Here is a 16,295-nt window from a genome sequence, read left to right as displayed (position 1 = left end):
TTTCTTCCCTGACACCTGATACCTGGTGCCCGACACCTGCTACACTTACCTGCTGAAGTGGTTCAATAGGAGTCACTTCAAGCAAGGAGTCACTTCAAGCAAGGTTGATGTGGATGGGAAAGCATGACCGTCAATCCGAAACCATCTGAATCGGGTGGAGCCCCCTCTAAGACAGGGGGGCGGCTGCCTGCTAGAGCGGAAGTAGCCAGCACCAGCACCCAGGAAGGTGAGACATCCAGTAGGTTGTCCCTACCCAGCCCATTAGTGGCAGAATCTCCTCCCTCAGCAGCTTTTGAACGGGTTCCCTCAGTCATGCCTCCGCCCCGCACTGATCCTTCAGGAGCATCGCAGCGGTTATTGGTTTTTGGGGTGATTCTGGGGGCGATCGCTGTCATGGTACTGGGCTGGGTGATTAACATTCCCTTGCTTGGACTGGCAGGATCCGCAGTGGCGCTATTCATCTGTGTCAACTTGCTTTGGAAACCTTTACAACGTTTTATTGTTCAGTGGGCCGCAGAGCCAGAATCTGCTATTTTGATTGCCAGCCTGGCAGGGTTTGTGGCGTTCATTGGTCTGCTCAAATTTCTGGGGTTTGATCGCCTGCTGGCTTACTGGTACAGTGATTTGAACTGGGATGCCGTTGGCGCACTGGGCGAAGTCTTTGGTGCATTGGGGCAAATTCTGATCGCCATCCTGGCGGTTTATATTGCCTGGCGGCAGTATGTGATTGAAAAAGACCTAACGACTCAGCAAAACCTCATTACCCAGCAGCAGACCATCGACAGTTACTTCCAGGGCATTTCTGAACTGGTGCTGGATGAAGAAGGGCTGCTGGAAGACTGGCCGCAAGAACGGGCGATCGCTGAAGGACGCACCGCTGCCATCCTCAGTAGTATCGACGCAGGTGGCAAAGCGAAGGTGATTCGCTTCCTCAGCCGTGCCCGACTGTTGACCCCCCTCAAACGCGATCAACGATTGGGGCGGGCTATTCTAGACGGCTCCGGAGGCTACGAAGAGGACCGGGCGACGGGCATCCGGGTGATTGATCTGGGCGTGATGCTGGCAGGAGCCGATCTTTCAGGTACCGATTTGCGCTGGACGGACCTGAGTGAAGTCAATTTAATCCGGGCCAACCTGAGTGGTTGTGATCTGGTGAAAGCCAATTTTTCTCGTACCATTTTGGCCTATGCCAATCTGCAAGGAGCCGACTTACAGGCCACACGATTCTTCTATGGCAGACCCGAAGATGCCTGCCCCCGTACCCGCACCGACCTACCTGATTACCGCACTGGCTTTTGTACAGGAGCCGTGATTGAAAACGCAGATTTTACTGGGGCAGAAGACATGTCTCCAGAGCAACGCTACTACTGTTGTGCCTGGGGAGGCTCAAAGACCCGCAGTACCATTCCCGGCGGTTGTGAGGGAATTCCCAACAAACTAGGGCGCTAGTGGTCTGTCAAAGTTTATTTTGTCAGGTTTCGACTCACAAAATAACTGCTCTTAACTCAAGCCGGGGTTATAGAAGTAAAACTGACAAACCACTAAGGATCATGGATTAATAACACCGCATTTTTTGAGTGAATTGATCTCGGCCCCCTTTCCTTCTCCGAGTCGGAGAAGGGTGCCAAAGGCGGGGTGAGGTTTTTGGAGTTATTTATAGCTCTACGCGGGTGCGTTAGGACATTGGAATTAGAGAGGGAGTGGGGGCTTCGCCCCCAGCCAGGGGTTCCACCCCTGCACGCCGTCCTAACCATAATGACTACCGCTATAACTCTCATTCTTTAGATAGAGTTGATATGAATCATGGGGCCCAAGTATTCGTTTGTCATTCCCATCTTTAATGAGGAGGCGACCATTCCTGAACTGTATCGCCGCCTCTGTGGGGTGATGGATCAGGTAGATGGCGAGGTGGAGTTGATTTTAGTGAACGACGGCAGCCGCGATCGCTCCCTTGCACTCATCCGCGATCTGCATGCTCAAGATTCCCGTGTCTGCTATCTCAGTCTGGCTCGTAACTTTGGGCATCAGATAGCTGTCACGGCTGGGCTCAATTTTGCCCGTGGGCAGGCGGTGGTGATTCTGGATGCGGATCTGCAAGATCCGCCAGAACTGATCCCAGCGATGGTGAGTCAGTGGCAGCAGGGCTATGAAGTGGTTTATGCCCAGCGCACCCAGCGCCACCAGGAAGGTTGGTTTAAACGCCTCACCGCTTTTGTGTTTTATCGGCTGTTGCGGCAATTGGCCGATGTGGATATTCCCACCGATACGGGCGACTTTTGCTTAATGGATCGGCGTGTAGTCGATATTTTGAACGCCATGCCAGAGCGCAATCGCTACCTGCGGGGACTGCGATCGTGGATTGGGTTCCGCCAGAAAGCAGTTCCGTTTGAACGGGACCCCCGCTTTGCCGGAGAGGTTAAGTACACCTTCCATAAATCGCTGGGGTTGGCCATCAACGGCCTGGTGTCCTTTTCCAAAGTACCACTTCGGCTCTCAACCTATCTGGGCTTATTTGCGGCGGTGGTAGCGATCGCTATGGCCATTCTGGTCATTTACTGGCGAGTTTTCTACCCCAAATCACCACTGACGGGATACGCCGTCATTGCCGTCGCCATCTTTTTTCTGGGAGCGGTTCAACTGTTCAGTATCGGTATCCTTGGTGAATACATTGGGCGCATTTATGAAGAAGTCAAAAATCGCCCCCTCTATACCCTGGCAGAAGTGGGAGGGTTTGTATCTCTGGTCAATACCCATTCCTCCAATCATTCAAAGGATGACTGTTCGGATGTCCGTAGATTATCGTAAAAGAAGCGCTTTCACCCCTGAGACAGCAGCATGAGTATGAATGAGAATGTGAGGGCGATCGCCAACGAACTCAAGGCTCAGATCCTAATTTTGCTTAGTCTGGTTGGGTTGATGTGGGCCGTCGAGATTGCTGATCAGGTCTTCTTTCGTCCCTTTCTGCAAACTACGCTTGATGTTTATGGGATTATTCCCCGCAACCTGATTGGGCTGAGGGGCATTCTATTTGCCCCCTTCCTGCATGGCAACTTTCCCCATCTCATCGGCAATATCATCCCCTTTCTCGTGCTGGGCTGGTTGATTATGCTGCGAGAAATCAGCGATTTTTTCTGGGTCACGCTTGTTTCTGGCCTGGTTAGCGGCCTGGGCACCTGGTTATTTGGCTCCCCCGGTGTCCATGTTGGAGCCAGCGGTGTGATTTTTGGCTACCTGGGGTACCTGCTGCTGCGGGGCTTTTTTGAGCGCAGCATTCTTTCAATTGCTATCTCCTTAGGGGTAGGAGTGCTTTACGGTAGTCTTCTCTGGGGGGTCTTGCCGATGCAATATGGCATTTCCTGGGAAGGACACCTGTTTGGATTTATCGGTGGCGTGCTGGCAGCGAGACTACTGGTCAATGGGTCCCGCAATCGGCGTTCTAAGGATTTGTTCTCTTGATGAAGGTTGCTATCATTGGTTGTGGCTATGTGGGTCAGGCAATCGCTCGCCTCTGGCGCTCGTCTTTCACAGTGACCGCCACCACTACCACCATTACACGAATCTCTCAACTGGAAACCGTTGCTCACCGAGTCGAGATCTTGAAGGGAACTGATCTGGCAGGGATGCGATCGCTCCTGCAAGACCAGACGACGGTTTTGTTAAGTGTGGGTGCCCGCAGTGCCGAAGCCTATGAAGCGACCTACCTGGGAACTGCCAGAACTCTGGTAGACGCCTTGAAAGATTCTCCCTCAGTCGAACAGGTCATTTATACCGGTAGTTACGCCGTCTATGGCAATCAGGGAGGGGCCTGGGTGGATGAGGAATCAGCCATTACCCCGGCCAATCGCAATGGTGAGATTTTGGCAGAAACGGAACAGGTTTTGCTTTCCGCCAGTGACAACACTCGGGTTTGCATCTTTCGACTGGGGGGCATTTACGGTCCCGGTCGAGAACTGGTCAAAATCTTTCGTCGGGCCGCAGGCACTACCCGACCGGGCAACGGAGAAGACGCCGCCAATTGGGTGCATCTGGATGACATTGTGGGCGCGATCGCCTTCGCCCAACAGCACCAGTTGCAGGGAATCTACAACCTGGTGGGGGATGTTCCCATTACAACCCGCGAATTGCTAGAGCGAGTCTGCACCCAAAACGGACTACCTCCTGTCTCCTGGGACCCGACCTTACCCAGCACCCGCCCCTACAACGCCAGAGTCTCCAACCAGAAACTTAAGGCCGCTGGCTACCAATTTATTCACCCAGAGATCCAGGAAACAAGGTAATCTAGCGAAACATTCATAGTGACGAAGCGGTAGATGGGCAAATGGGTAAATGGGTGGATAAGTTTTGAATTTTTACCTCACCCCTACTAACCACTAATCACTGAACTTCCCCCCATTACCCCCTTATCCCTAATTACCCCATCACCCCATATCCACCTTAATTACCCCACCACCCTTACCCCTAAGCACGCCACAATGTCTACAACGCTGACCCGGACACTGGAACGCATTGCCCAGATCTATCACCAACCCCTGCCAGATCTGCTCTTTGAAGCCCAGCGAGTTCATCGGGAACACCACGACCCCCGTACCATTCAGCTTTGTACTCTATGTAATATCAAGACCGGCGCGTGCCCCGAAGATTGCGCCTATTGTTCCCAGAGTGTTCACAACCCGACGGATCTGGTTCCCCAACCTTTGATGGATGTAGAGGGGGTCGTCGCTCAAGCAAGGGCAGCAAAGGCTAGCGGTGCCACCCGGTTTTGCATGGGAGCTGCCTGGAGAGAAGTGAAGGACGGCCCCCAGTTTGAGCGAGTTTTGGAAATGGTACGCCAGGTTGCGGCCCTGGAGATGGAAGTCTGCTGCACCTTGGGGATGCTCAAACCGCACCAGGCCCAACGGCTAAAAGAAGCGGGATTGACGGCTTACAACCATAATCTGGATACTTCCCCGAATTACTACGGGCAAATTATTACAACCCGCACCTATCGCGATCGCCTGGAAACGATTCAGGCCGTCAGCGCAGCGGGGATTTCCGTTTGCTGCGGTGGTATTTTAGGCATGGGCGAGTCGGTTCAAGATCGGCTGGAACTACTGGAAGCTCTGAGCGAACTCGATCCAGCCCCGGAATCGATTCCCATCAACTGTCTGGTGCCTGTGCCAGGGACTCCGCTCCAGGATGCACCTCCCATCGATCCCATTGACCTGGTACGCATGATTGCGACAACGCGGGTGCTGTTTCCCAGAGCGATCGTGCGGTTGTCTGCTGGGCGATTACAAATGAGTGATGAATTGCAAGCTCTCTGTATAGTGGCAGGTGCAAATTCGATTTTTACCGGAACCGTTTTGCTGACTACTCCGAATCCGGATAACTCCCATGACGAACAGCTTTTAAACCGGTTAGGAATGGTTCCAAAAGCTCTTTAGCAAGAGAAGGCTTCAAAGCGATCGCCTCCAAAAAATCAAATTAAGATACAATCTGAAGCTGAAATCGGTGGCGTGAGGAATAAAGTTGTGAAAAACAGGGTTCAACCGGAGTCACCCCGAATTTTCCCAGTGTTGGGGTTGCCCGTTCATCTACTCCAAAACTACTCAGGCTGGTTGGTTTCTCGCGCCCAACAACAGTTAGGGTGTCATGTCGTAACACTGAATGCCGAGATGACTATGCAGGCGGAGGATAATCCTCGTCTGGCCAGTGTCATTCACCAGGCTGATCTGGTGATTCCCGATGGTTCAGGAATTGTATTGTACTTGATGCTGCAAGGTCAGCAGATGCAGCGTTGTCCCGGAATTGAACTGGCAGAGTCCCTCCTCAAAGAGTTTGGCCAGTCTTCTAATGAGTTGGGTTCTGTTTTCTTCCTGGGAGGTGCCCCTGGGATAGCGCAGCAAGCGGCTGAAATCTGGCAAAATCAATTCCCTGAATTGGCGATCGCCGGTACTCACCACGGTTATCTCACTCCAGAAGACGAGCAGGCACTTCAACAAACCCTGAGAGACTTGCAACCCCGGTTAATTCTGGTTGGTTTGGGTGTGCCCCGTCAGGAATTCTGGATTGCCGAACACCGTCACCTCTGTCCCCAGTCGATCTGGATTGGGGTGGGTGGTAGCTTTGATATCTGGGCTGGAGCAAAACAACGCGCCCCAGAATGGCTACGAAACAACCATCTGGAGTGGGTTTACCGCCTTTACCAGGAACCCTGGCGCTGGCGGCGGATGCTGGCTTTACCTAAATTTGCCTGGCGCACCCTGATCTACCGATTGACCCAACGAGAACCTGTGAGCAGTCAGGGATAGTTTTATGACTCAGTCGATGACGGGTCAATCTTCAAATTCGGTAGAAAAAAGCACTCTCCCGCCTGGCAACAAAGTGATGGTGAGCCTGCGGGGGGTGAGTAAGACCTATGCCAATGGCAGCAAGGCGTTAGTTAATGTAAACCTGGAAGTCAAGCGGGGAGAGTTTCTGTTTATCACCGGTCCTTCTGGTTCTGGCAAATCGACGTTGCTGAAGCTCCTGTACGGAGAGGAATACGCCGATGAGGGTGAGGTGATTGTGGATGACAATCATCTGGCAAATCTGAAGGGCGATCGCCTTTCCCAACTGCGTCGCCGGATTGGGGTGGTGTTTCAGGATTACAAGCTGATTCCCCGCCGCACCGTGATGGAGAATGTGGCATTTGTCCTGTGGGCGCAGGGGTTTACTCGCAGGGAAATTCATCGTCGTTTGCAACCAGCTCTTAAAATGGTGGGATTGTCCCACAAGGCTAATTGCTTTCCTGATGAACTATCTGGTGGAGAACAACAACGAGTCAGCATTGCACGGGCGATCGTTGGCACTCCCCCCCTGCTACTGGCCGACGAGCCCACTGGTAATCTGGATGCCGACAATTCCTGGCAGGTGATCAAAATTCTGAAGAAATTGAATACCGTTGGAATTACGGTGATCGTCACCACCCACGACGAAAGCCTGATTCGCCTCTCAAACCATCCCGCCGTGCAATTGCGGAATGGAGTTTTGTATCGCCCGATCGCACAGCGGTAGGTGTAGCAATATCCATATGGTTAGGACGGGGTGCAGGGGTTCCACCCCTGGCTGGGGGCGAAGCCCCCACTCCCTCTTTAATTCCAATGTCCTAACACACCTGCGTAGAGCTATATCATGCAGCGATACTCCACCATCCACTGTTCATACTGTCTATTCATACTGTCTATTCATACTGTCTATTCCTTCGTCTATTCCTTCACACTATTCTTTCACAGGAGGGCTGGTGCGGGGGCGAAACTCAACCCTGTCTTCCCGGACGGTGACATCGAAGTTGCCGAAGAAATCGTGCCCCAGTAGGCCCACTTCCATGTCGGGTAGTCCGATCGCTACTGGCAGTTGTTGCATCTTTGCTCCTTCTACTTCAATGGAATCGACGTATCCCACATCAAAGGTCGTGTAGCCATTCGCTGTCTGGGCGATCGCCTGACCAATCGGGACAATGCCCAGTGTAGAAGCCATGGATTGAGTAATGACCGTACTGCTGGCTCCCGTATCCAGAATCATGGGCACAGTGTAGCGACCGTTGAAAGTCACCATAATCACCGGGACCCCTCTAATTCGGTTGATAATCCGTGTCCGATAAACGCCCTCTTTGGTTTCTACCAACGCCACTGGCCTGGGAGACGGTTTGGATGCCAGCAGGGTATGAATGGAGCGGAGGTTTGCCCCAAGCAAAATCAGAATCAGGGCGATTACCCCGGTAAAAACCATCTGATAAGTACGTTGGGATGGGACGTTGGGCAAACCCATCCGAAGGCGAACCGTAGCAGGTTTGGTGGATGCAGTGGAAACAGGTTCGGGGGGTGAAGTTTGGGGGGGAGCTGGCTCTGAGGGAAGCGATCGCGCCGTTGAGGAAACCGAGGAAAGACGGCAATGGCAGGTTTGTCGCCAGGCAGGAACAGCAGCACAGGTCTGTTTGCCATAAATCTCAATCGTCTCAATCCCAGTGATTCCCAGTTTCGCCAGATTTTTTTCAAGGTAGGGAACGAGAATCTGCTGGTCGGGGATCTGGTCGGCTTCCAGCATGACCTTGAGTGTGCCATCTTTACCTGTGACTCTGGCTGTGATGCCTTTGGGTTGAAGGGCATGGTTAATCAAACGAGCGATCGCGGCTGGATTACCCTGCTTTGCCAGTTCATGGGGATGCTGAGGAAGTTCCATGGCGATTATCCATCCCTGCTTGAGTCCTCAACTCAAGATTCCCACATCTCATTACGTTCCTGCGATCGCGGGCTCCAAATCCAAATCCTGAATCAGCCGTTCCATGTTGAAATGTTCTGCCATCAGCTTGTAAACATACTGGACTTTGATGGACTCATGGACGCGCACCTGCCCAAAGGCGCGATCAATAATTTCAACAGTGTTGAGCGTATCCAGATCAACCGAAAGAATCGGAATTTCCAGATCTTCAGCCCGACTCAGTACTGCTGGCGAGGGCGGCATCTGCCCGGTCAGAATCAAGCATTGGGTCGAGGTTTCCAGTGCCGCAAGTTGAATATCGGCGCGATCGCCCCCTGTCACCACAGCCATGTTCCGCCCTTTGCGAAAGTACTTCAGCGCTGAGTTAACATTCATCGCTCCGATGGAGAGAGTTTCAACCATCAAATCCAGCCGATCTGGACAGCACAGCACTTCTGCACTCAATTGTTTAACCAGGTCGGCCACACTAACACTGCGCAATAGAGCACTGCTGGGAAACAACCCCAAAATCGGAATGCCGTGCTGCTCCAGAAAGGGTTGAACGGTTGTCTTCACTTCTTCCAGGCGATCTTCGGGAATATCATTAATCACAACACCGAGGAGGCGATCGCCCAATCTGCGCCTGGCAGAAATCAGCGACCCCACAATTAACAGGGAGTGGAAACGGGCAACCAGCATCACGCGGGCGTCCAGGATGTCAGCCACCTGCTCCAGAGACAGATCGAACAGCGTTCCTTCCTCCAGATTCTCTGGACCTTCCAGCAGCACCAGGTCAGGACCCTGCATATCGCGGTATTTCAGCAAAATCTGAGAGTAGTCGATTGTATCATTGCCCCGGATGCGCTTCTGAATGGTAGCTTCATCCAGTGAAAGAATCGTCGGTTGCAATCGGTTCTCTGGCAAACCCAGAATTTGAGCAACGAACTGAATATCCTTGTCCGATTCCTTCCCCTGGGGACCGCCCCACACTGTTCCCAGCGGCTTGCCATAGGCAATGTCCAGTCCCCGTTCTTTCAGATGGTGGGCGATACCCAAAACCGTTGCCGACTTCCCACAATAGGCTTCAGTCGATCCAACCAACAAATACTTCGCGGACTTAGGCACGCCTTCACTCCCAGCTTTTGACCTGCAATTGAGCCGTTGCTCATTAATAACCCCATTTTAAGGTTATACAGATCCTTGCAAAATTCCTACTATTCTGTATCGCCGTAAAGAGGCAGGAAGGAAAAAGAGGAAAGAGCAAGACATGACTAAGGAATGAGAGTTAAATAACTCCGAAACCCTCACCCCGCCTTTGGCACCCCGCTCCGACTCAAAGAGGGGAAGGGGGAGAGGTCAATTCACTTTCTATGCATTCTCATATTGAATTGATATAGCCTTAAACCTGGAAAAAACCTGAAATCCTGTGGAAAAACCTGATTTAAAGAATTAAAATCGAGATAATTTTCTTTTATTCTCCCTAAATCTATGCTGGAAACAATTCCTCTGATGCTGGCAACCCCGATCGCAAAAATTATTTTGGATAAGTTCTACGAAGGGATGGGCAGCAAATTGGGAGAAAAGGTTGTAGAGGCGGTATCTGAACCAATCCAGAAGTTAGGACAGGCGGTGTGGAATCGTTGTTTTAAGGGCAAGCCAGGAACGGATAGGTTGTTAGAAGCGGCTGCCAAAGGATAAGAGCCGGAACTGAAACAAATCCGTGACTACCTGTTGAAGGAGATGGAAAATCCGGAGTTTGTGGGCATGGTGCAACCGATGGCCCAGGAGATCCATCAGATGATCGTGCAAATGGAGAATGTGAACGCCCGGAATGTGCAGCAAATTTTTGGTGGACAGGGTCTGATGGTGACGGAGAGACAAGATCAACCGATTTTTCAGAGTCAGGGCAACCCAACGTTCCACCTTGGTTCACCATCACTTGGTTCATCATCAAAGGATTGACTGGAGTCGCCCGGACGGGAACGGGCAAAGTTAAGCACCCCACAATTTCAGGTTCCCTATTGCCGGAATCCACACTTCACCGGGCGAGAACAACTCCTGCAAGATCTGCACGATACCCTGATGGGAACCGGTAAAGCCGCCTTAAACCAGGCAGCGGCGATCGCTGGATTGGGTGGAATTGGCAAAACCCAAACTGCCGTGGAGTATGCCTATCGCTATCACCCAACAGTTTATAAATGGGTGTTCTGGATCAAAGCAGGAACGGAATTGGAATTGGTGACGGATTTGTCAGCAATGGGGCGATCGCTGGGTCTGGGTGCAGAAACGGACACCATTAATGAATTAGCCGCGCGATCGCTTAACTGGCTGGAGACTCACGATCAATGGCTGCTGGTTTTTGATAACGCTGACGAACCCAATATCGTTAAACCCTGGCTCCCCCGTAACCCACAGGGGCGAGTGTTGCTGACCTCACGAGCAAAGCGATTTGTCAGCCTGGGGATTAAAGCCCCAATCGAGGTTGAAAAACTGTCTCTGGATGAGTCGATCGCCTTTCTACGCAATCGCACCCATCGATCGTCCCTGGATGCCACCGAAGCGACCGCAGCAACCGACCTGGCAAAGAGGCTGGATGGTTTACCCCTGGCGTTAGAACAAGCTGCCGCCTATATTGCTCGGGTAGGCGTATCATTTGCGGTGTATTGGAAGCACTATCAACAGCAGCAAGAGCAATTGCTGGAGAAAGGCTTTCCCGAAACCGGAGACTATCCCAAAAAGTTAGCAACGACCTGGCTGTTGAATTTTGAAGAGGTAGAACGCAGGTCGCCTGCTTCGATGCTTATTTTGCAATTGAGTGTGGTGTTGGCAGCGGATGACATTCCCGAATGGTTATTGCTGAGGTGTGCAGAAGAATTTGAGTTGATCGATTGCACCGATGAATTAGCACTGGCAGAACAGCTAGCAGTCCTGGAAGATTTTTCCCTGATTCAGCGGGAATGGCAGACGGCAAACTACAGCATCCACCGCCTGGTACAGGCCGTCCTCTGGCAGCAAATGACCCCGACCCAGCAACAGGATTGGATGCAGCGGGCCATTGCCGGATTGAGCGCGGTGTTTCCCGATGTGACAAAGGTTGAGAATTGGGCAGTGTGTAAGCAATTAGTGCCCCATGTGCAGGCGATCGCCACTCGCCAAGCCATTGCGCTGGAAACTAACGAATGGGCGCAGCTACTGGGTCAAACAGGCCATTACCTGTACAATCAGGGGCGCTACGCGGAGGCGGAACCGCTTTACCAGCGCGCCCTGGCCATCTCTGAGCAGCAATTGGGGCCCGACCATCCCGCTGTCGCCACCAGGCTCAACAATCTGGCAGAGCTCTACCGTGACCAGGGGCGCTACGCGGAGGCGGAACCGCTTTACTTAAGGACATTGACCATTTGCTTCAATCGCTTGGGAGCAGACCACCCCCATACCCAAGCAACCTGGCAAAATTTCTACCTTTTTGTGCAGCAAGTGATTCAGGCGGGGCAAACGGCGCAGCTATCGGACCATTCGGTGACCCAGGAGCTGTTGCGGCAAATGAAGCGCGGCAAATGAAGCAAGGTGAGGAGTGAGGGATGAGGAGAAGCAGAGGGTGGGTGGGGTAAGCGATCACCGCATCAAACTGGATTGGTATCACCCAATAAAAACTCTTTCACAAACATCACCGTGGCATAGAACTGAAAATCAGCATTGGCTTTTTTCGCAAAGCCGTGCCCTTCATCCTTCGCCATCAAATACCAGACCGGGATATGATTCTTCCGAACAGTTGCCACAATCTGCTCTGCTTCATTCAGTGGTACGCGAGGGTCGTTCTTGCCATGAACAACAAACAGCGGTTTCTTGATTTTTTCTGCATTGTTAAGCGGCGAAATTTTCAGCAAAAACTCCCGCATTTTGGGGTCGCGCTCATCGCCATACTCGACCCGACGCAGATCACGACGGTAGCTTTCGGTGCGCTCTAAAAAGCTGACAAAGTTGGAGATGCCCACAATGTCGATCGCTGCCCGGATGCGATCGCTGTACGTCGTCGCCACTGCCAGAGACATATAGCCCCCATAGCTCCCCCCCGTCACCAGAACCCGGTCAGCATCCAGTGCGGGTTGGGTGGAAATCCAGTCCAGCAGGGCCCCAATATCCTTCACCGAATCTTCCCTCAGATAGCCATTATCCAGCTTGAGGAAGGTCTTGCCATAGCCCGAAGAGCCGCGCACATTGGGAAACAGCAACGCCACACCCAACTCATTCAAATAGAAGTTATAGCGTCCCAGAAAACTGGGGCGAAACTGGCTCTCTGGTCCACCGTGAATATCAATCATGACGGGACGTTTGCCAGCAAAACGGGCAGGCGGACGATAGAGGAAACCTGAAATCGTTCTGCCGTCAAAACTCTTCCAGCGCACCAGTTCCGGCTGGGAAAAATTGGCCGTGTTGATACCGCCTGTCTCACTTTCAGTCCAGCGCTCCAGTCTGTTGGTGGCCAGATCGAGAGAGTACACATCCGCTGTTGAAATGGCAGACACCAGCGTAAACCCCAACTCCTGGCTGTTGGGTCGCCAGTTAATCCCAAAGATTTGTCCCAGGGGCAGCTTCGGGAGGGGAATTTCCTGGCGGGTAGCAGTGTTCAGTATGTGCAACACCCCAATTCCGTCTTCGTTGGTGACAAACGCTAACAGCTTGCCATCGCGGGAGAGGTCCAGTTCTTCTACATCCCAGTTAATTTGGTGGGTGAGATGGGTGTAGGTTTTGCTGGTGAAATCGAAGTAGTCAAGATGCTGAAATTCTGATTCGCGATCGCTGACCACAAACATGCCTTTGCCATCTTCACTAAACACCGCTCCCCGGTAGGAAACGGATTCCTTCCCCTTGGGAGTCAGCAGCGATTTTTCACCCGTTTCGGTGTTAAATAGCCAGAGATAGCTTTCATTGGCCGAGATAAATTCGATGCCTAGTAACTGGCGATCGTCGGGCGACCAATCGAGGGGATACCAGCCGCCTCCCTCCAGTTGGGTCAAAAGACGGTTGGAGGCTGGATTGGTGGGATCAATGATGTAGAAATCATTGTCTTTACCGGTGCGACGGGTAGAGGTGTAGATGATGCGATCGCCCGCCGTTGACCAGACGCCGCCACTATTCTTCGATTTGCCATCCGTAAGCAGCGTCACTTCCCCCGTTGCCAGATCATAGCGATAGTTCTGGTCAAACTCGCTGCCACCCACATCCTTACTGAAGACGAAATACTCACCCGCTGTTGGCTGATAGCTGGCCCCCGAAGGCGCATCGGGGAAAAATGTGAGCTGTTTGCGGGCCCCTAGCGGAAACTTTACCTGATGAACCTGCGCTGTATTCGCAAAGCGGGTTGAAATCAACATCTCCCGCCGGGTAGGGTGCCAGCTCGACAGCCGCGCCCCACGAAACTCGGTATAGCGATTCACCTGCTCTACCAGGGACAGCGGAATTGGCGGAATCCCTTCTACCACCAGGTTTTCACCGGGAGAAAGCGTTGCCGCCTGTAGAGATCCCATACCCATCACACCCAGGAAAACAGCGAGAAAGATAGCCAGCAGAGTTCGCCAACGTCGCATCGGTCACTTTTTAGAAAACCACTGCACCAGACTCTAACCTGAGGAGGGATCTATCAGCAACCAGGCAGTGCCCTTTTAGGCGTTGCTGAAAAGCAGCATGAATCAAAACGAAGTTTCGAGCATACAGCATCTATTTCATACCCAAATTCAGCAACCCCCCCTTTTATAGCTCTACGCGGGAGCGTTAGGACATTGGAATTAGAGAGAGAGTGGGGGCTTCGTCCCCAGCCAGGGGTTCCACCCCTGCACCCCGTCCTAAGTTTGGTGGCTATCGCTGTATCATACCCATTTAACGCTGCGCAGCCATTTCCAGACACCCGTGCTGCGCCGAACTGTCACTCCCTGGCTTTGTTCTTTAGCGATCGCCATCAATTCATCGGTCGTAAAGCTATAGCCCAACTGCTCCGTAATTCTCAAAAAATCCTCTGGGCTGGAAACCCCTTCAAACTTACTCCGCAATGCTTCATCGTAGGCAACCGCTTCTAGAAACCGGTTGGCACTCTCAATGGACATTCCAAAAATCTCCTTCTAGTATGCGTATTCCCTGGACAATCTTCTATCGTTATACTGCCCCAAATACCGTAGAGCCTATAGCGGTTTTCATTTGAATGAGGTACTTCACACCCTTGAAAAGGGCTATAGCAAAAGTTCTGCGAAGAATCCCATCGCCACTGTTGAGGAGTGTTCGCTTTTGCAGAGATTGTACAATGGCTGGGAGCTTACTCTATGGCAATCCTGTTTGGATTCTGAGAAAAGATTCCGCAGGAATCCTTTCTCACAAAGCCTCTCAATCTCACGACTAATTTTAGGACTGCTATAGATAGCAGTTTATAAGAAGAGTAGGAGGTAGGGAAGCAAGAGATAGCAGGGACACAAGCTACAAAGATTGCATAGAAAGGGTTAATTGGCGATCGCCTCCCGTAGGGGCTCGTGGATGGCAACTTTATCAGCCGCCGCTTGTTCTGCCGAATGGTTGAGCCGATTGCGCAAATACTGATACAGCCGCTCATCGGCCTGGAAATAGAGAGTCAACCCACCCCGACGCTGTTCCGCAAGAATAATCTGCACCTGTTGCCGGGGAGAAACTAGAAAGTTGATCCAGTCTGCCAGCTTACGATTGGGAATACTCAGTTTCCCAACACAGGCACCATCCTCGGTCTCAACCACACAGAACTGAACTTGCGCAGGCATGAAACGATCCTCAAAAATTTACTGCTACTCAGTGTAGCTGATCAGCCACTAAATAGTACACTTGTATCAACAATGATTTACTATTCAGAAGCTACGATCTGCTCCCCCTGACTCCATTCCTTTCCCTCTACGGTGTACAGACTCGTTGCTGCTTAAAGCTTCTCAGACCTAACTCCCTTCTCCAACCATAAACAACCAACCACGAACAACGCTCTTAGCCCCTCACCTTACACTCTCATCTTCCTATGGCTAAACCAGAAAGTCTCGAAAGTGACAGCAGCTCTGCCCGCTACCTGGGTTATGTGATTGGCGGGTTCGTTGCCGCTGGAGTTATTTTTACCCTGTTGCGAATGCTAATGCCACTACTGCGGCTACTGATGCCCGTTCTAATTGGGTGGTGGGTTTGGCGGCGATGGCATAAAGTGCAACAAAGCCAGCGGGACAAACTGAACGAGGTCTTTTATGAATTGCTTCAGGAGCATCAGGGACAGATCACCGTGCTCGACTTTGCGATGACGGCCAAGGTGTCAGCGATCGCCGCTCGCAACTACCTGGATACCAGAGCTAAGGAGTTTGCTGCCCATTTTGAAGTTACCGAACGGGGAGACGTTTTCTATCTGTTTCCAACCTTGAAGGCCCCTTACTTTCAATCAACAGGCCAGCTCTTCACTGATCAGAGTGTGGAAACCCCTGCCAAGGAGAAGTCCCTCAAGGGCAGGGAACCGCTACAGGCTCCTTCAGAAAAACTGTCCCAGCCACCTGACACCTGCCATTCGTTGACCGTAGGAGAACCACTGACCCAAGCCCAACTGGCAAGGCGGCTAAATGTATCAGCGGGCGTCATCAGTCGCAAGAAACTCTCGCCAGACCTGGCCGAGTGGAGCAAAGCTCACGATCCGGATGGAGTTGGTTGGGCATACCTGACGCAGACACGACGGTTTCTTCCCATAGATGCCGATCAGCAAGCGATTTAACCAACTGAAACTGAATGCATTGACTCACCTCGTGCGTCAGCAGCTCACTATCTGGGAAATGCTTTCTCAGGAAAGCTAGCAGTCCTTTGAAGGTGCAAAAATTCCACCGGGCCCGTTGCAAAAGCCGCCCATGCTGGCTAATTTCAGAAAGCTCTAACTGATATTTACCGATTCCCTGTTCCAAACCGTTCAGGCAAATAATTCGGTGATGATAGCGGGGGGGGACATGCGCATAGAGCTACTATCTTGATGATGCTTACATTCCTTATCGTTGCTAATTTTCCTTGACCCATAGGTGAGTCACCGCAGAGGTTTGGATGACCTTTAT

General features: G+C 52.0%; 16 protein-coding genes. 10 read left to right on the top strand and 6 right to left on the bottom strand.

The genetic code is table 11. From position 1 onward, the window contains the following. Positions 1 to 123 precede the first annotated feature (123 nt). From P4D80_RS07320 to ftsE, 7 genes are all read left to right on the top strand, one after another. Positions 124 to 1,449, top strand: a complete 1,326-nt coding sequence (locus tag P4D80_RS07320; protein WP_421658338.1) for a pentapeptide repeat-containing protein — start codon at positions 124 to 126, stop codon at positions 1,447 to 1,449. A gap of 354 nt (positions 1,450 to 1,803) precedes the next feature. Beyond that, a complete protein-coding gene (locus P4D80_RS07315) occupies positions 1,804 to 2,805 on the top strand; it encodes a glycosyltransferase family 2 protein (protein WP_421658337.1) in 1,002 nt (333 codons plus the stop codon). A 36-nt stretch (positions 2,806 to 2,841) separates the two neighbouring features. Next, the gene (locus P4D80_RS07310; protein ID WP_421658336.1) at positions 2,842 to 3,456 is read left to right on the top strand and encodes a rhomboid family intramembrane serine protease; all 615 of its coding nucleotides are present in this window, start codon (positions 2,842 to 2,844) and stop codon (positions 3,454 to 3,456) included. Further along, positions 3,456 to 4,277: an SDR family oxidoreductase gene (locus P4D80_RS07305; protein WP_421659501.1), complete on the top strand. Its 822-nt coding sequence runs from the start codon at positions 3,456 to 3,458 to the stop codon at positions 4,275 to 4,277. Before P4D80_RS07310 ends, P4D80_RS07305 begins: the two co-directional genes overlap by 1 nt. A gap of 195 nt (positions 4,278 to 4,472) precedes the next feature. Then, positions 4,473 to 5,423, top strand: a complete 951-nt coding sequence (bioB, locus tag P4D80_RS07300) for a biotin synthase BioB (RefSeq protein WP_421658335.1) — start codon at positions 4,473 to 4,475, stop codon at positions 5,421 to 5,423. A gap of 87 nt (positions 5,424 to 5,510) precedes the next feature. Further along, positions 5,511 to 6,290, top strand: a complete 780-nt coding sequence (locus P4D80_RS07295) for a WecB/TagA/CpsF family glycosyltransferase (RefSeq protein ID WP_421658334.1) — start codon at positions 5,511 to 5,513, stop codon at positions 6,288 to 6,290. A gap of 4 nt (positions 6,291 to 6,294) precedes the next feature. Then, positions 6,295 to 7,035 carry a cell division ATP-binding protein FtsE gene (ftsE, locus tag P4D80_RS07290; protein ID WP_421658333.1) on the top strand — a complete coding sequence of 247 codons (741 nt, stop codon included), beginning with the start codon at positions 6,295 to 6,297 and terminating at the stop codon, positions 7,033 to 7,035. A 204-nt stretch (positions 7,036 to 7,239) separates the two neighbouring features. Here ftsE and P4D80_RS07285 read toward each other — a convergent pair whose 3' ends face one another. Further along, positions 7,240 to 8,199, bottom strand: a complete 960-nt coding sequence (locus P4D80_RS07285) for a retropepsin-like aspartic protease family protein (RefSeq protein ID WP_421658332.1) — start codon at positions 8,197 to 8,199, stop codon at positions 7,240 to 7,242. A 51-nt stretch (positions 8,200 to 8,250) separates the two neighbouring features. Then, a complete protein-coding gene (locus tag P4D80_RS07280; RefSeq protein WP_421658330.1) occupies positions 8,251 to 9,342 on the bottom strand; it encodes a phosphotransacetylase family protein in 1,092 nt (363 codons plus the stop codon). A gap of 363 nt (positions 9,343 to 9,705) precedes the next feature. Here P4D80_RS07280 and P4D80_RS07275 point away from each other — a divergent pair, with 363 nt between their 5' ends. Next, positions 9,706 to 9,915, top strand: coding sequence for a hypothetical protein (locus tag P4D80_RS07275; RefSeq protein ID WP_421658329.1), 210 nt, complete (start codon positions 9,706 to 9,708; stop codon positions 9,913 to 9,915). On the opposite strand, the gene P4D80_RS07270 is transcribed toward P4D80_RS07275, so the two are convergent. Continuing rightward, entirely contained in the window at positions 9,892 to 10,140 is a 249-nt protein-coding gene (locus P4D80_RS07270) for a hypothetical protein (protein WP_421658327.1), read from the bottom strand. The genes P4D80_RS07275 and P4D80_RS07270 overlap by 24 nt on opposite strands. Positions 10,141 to 10,179: 39 nt before the next feature. On the opposite strand from P4D80_RS07270, the gene fxsT reads away from it, so the two are divergent. Continuing rightward, positions 10,180 to 11,775: an FxSxx-COOH system tetratricopeptide repeat protein gene (gene fxsT, locus P4D80_RS07265; RefSeq protein ID WP_421659500.1), complete on the top strand. Its 1,596-nt coding sequence runs from the start codon at positions 10,180 to 10,182 to the stop codon at positions 11,773 to 11,775. 62 nt (positions 11,776 to 11,837) lie between these two features. Here fxsT and P4D80_RS07260 read toward each other — a convergent pair whose 3' ends face one another. The 3 genes from P4D80_RS07260 to P4D80_RS07250 all read right to left on the bottom strand — a co-directional run bounded on the left by P4D80_RS07260 (position 11,838) and on the right by P4D80_RS07250 (position 14,993). Next, positions 11,838 to 13,802, bottom strand: coding sequence for a prolyl oligopeptidase family serine peptidase (locus tag P4D80_RS07260; RefSeq protein ID WP_421658325.1), 1,965 nt, complete (start codon positions 13,800 to 13,802; stop codon positions 11,838 to 11,840). 279 nt (positions 13,803 to 14,081) lie between these two features. Beyond that, entirely contained in the window at positions 14,082 to 14,315 is a 234-nt protein-coding gene (locus P4D80_RS07255) for a Nif11-like leader peptide family natural product precursor (RefSeq protein ID WP_421658324.1), read from the bottom strand. Positions 14,316 to 14,702: 387 nt separating this feature from the next. Beyond that, a complete protein-coding gene (locus P4D80_RS07250) occupies positions 14,703 to 14,993 on the bottom strand; it encodes a hypothetical protein (RefSeq protein WP_421658322.1) in 291 nt (96 codons plus the stop codon). A 245-nt stretch (positions 14,994 to 15,238) separates the two neighbouring features. Between P4D80_RS07250 and P4D80_RS07245 the strand changes: the two genes are divergently transcribed. Beyond that, positions 15,239 to 15,967 carry a hypothetical protein gene (locus P4D80_RS07245; RefSeq protein WP_421658321.1) on the top strand — a complete coding sequence of 243 codons (729 nt, stop codon included), beginning with the start codon at positions 15,239 to 15,241 and terminating at the stop codon, positions 15,965 to 15,967. Positions 15,968 to 16,295 lie beyond the last annotated feature (328 nt).

The sequence above is a fragment of the Leptothermofonsia sp. ETS-13 genome (assembly GCF_049200465.1).
GTDB lineage: Bacteria > Cyanobacteriota > Cyanobacteriia > Leptolyngbyales > Leptolyngbyaceae > Leptothermofonsia.
Note: the sequence above shows the minus strand (reverse complement) of the source record. Positions and strands in the feature narration are given on the sequence as shown.

Bases quoted from the DNA above. Each gene is read 5' to 3' on its own strand.
- P4D80_RS07310 (WP_421658336.1), top strand. From the start codon at position 2,842: ATGAATGAGAATGTGAGGGCGATCGCCAACGAACTCAAGGCTCAGATC.
- bioB (WP_421658335.1), top strand. From the start codon at position 4,473: ATGTCTACAACGCTGACCCGGACACTGGAACGCATTGCCCAGATCTAT.
- P4D80_RS07275 (WP_421658329.1), top strand. From the start codon at position 9,706: ATGCTGGAAACAATTCCTCTGATGCTGGCAACCCCGATCGCAAAAATT.
- P4D80_RS07255 (WP_421658324.1), bottom strand. From the start codon at position 14,315: ATGTCCATTGAGAGTGCCAACCGGTTTCTAGAAGCGGTTGCCTACGAT.
- P4D80_RS07305 (WP_421659501.1), top strand. From the start codon at position 3,456: ATGAAGGTTGCTATCATTGGTTGTGGCTATGTGGGTCAGGCAATCGCT.
- P4D80_RS07250 (WP_421658322.1), bottom strand. From the start codon at position 14,993: ATGCCTGCGCAAGTTCAGTTCTGTGTGGTTGAGACCGAGGATGGTGCC.
- P4D80_RS07245 (WP_421658321.1), top strand. From the start codon at position 15,239: ATGGCTAAACCAGAAAGTCTCGAAAGTGACAGCAGCTCTGCCCGCTAC.
- P4D80_RS07320 (WP_421658338.1), top strand. From the start codon at position 124: ATGACCGTCAATCCGAAACCATCTGAATCGGGTGGAGCCCCCTCTAAG.
- ftsE (WP_421658333.1), top strand. From the start codon at position 6,295: ATGACTCAGTCGATGACGGGTCAATCTTCAAATTCGGTAGAAAAAAGC.
- P4D80_RS07260 (WP_421658325.1), bottom strand. From the start codon at position 13,802: ATGCGACGTTGGCGAACTCTGCTGGCTATCTTTCTCGCTGTTTTCCTG.
- P4D80_RS07315 (WP_421658337.1), top strand. From the start codon at position 1,804: ATGGGGCCCAAGTATTCGTTTGTCATTCCCATCTTTAATGAGGAGGCG.
- P4D80_RS07285 (WP_421658332.1), bottom strand. From the start codon at position 8,199: ATGGAACTTCCTCAGCATCCCCATGAACTGGCAAAGCAGGGTAATCCA.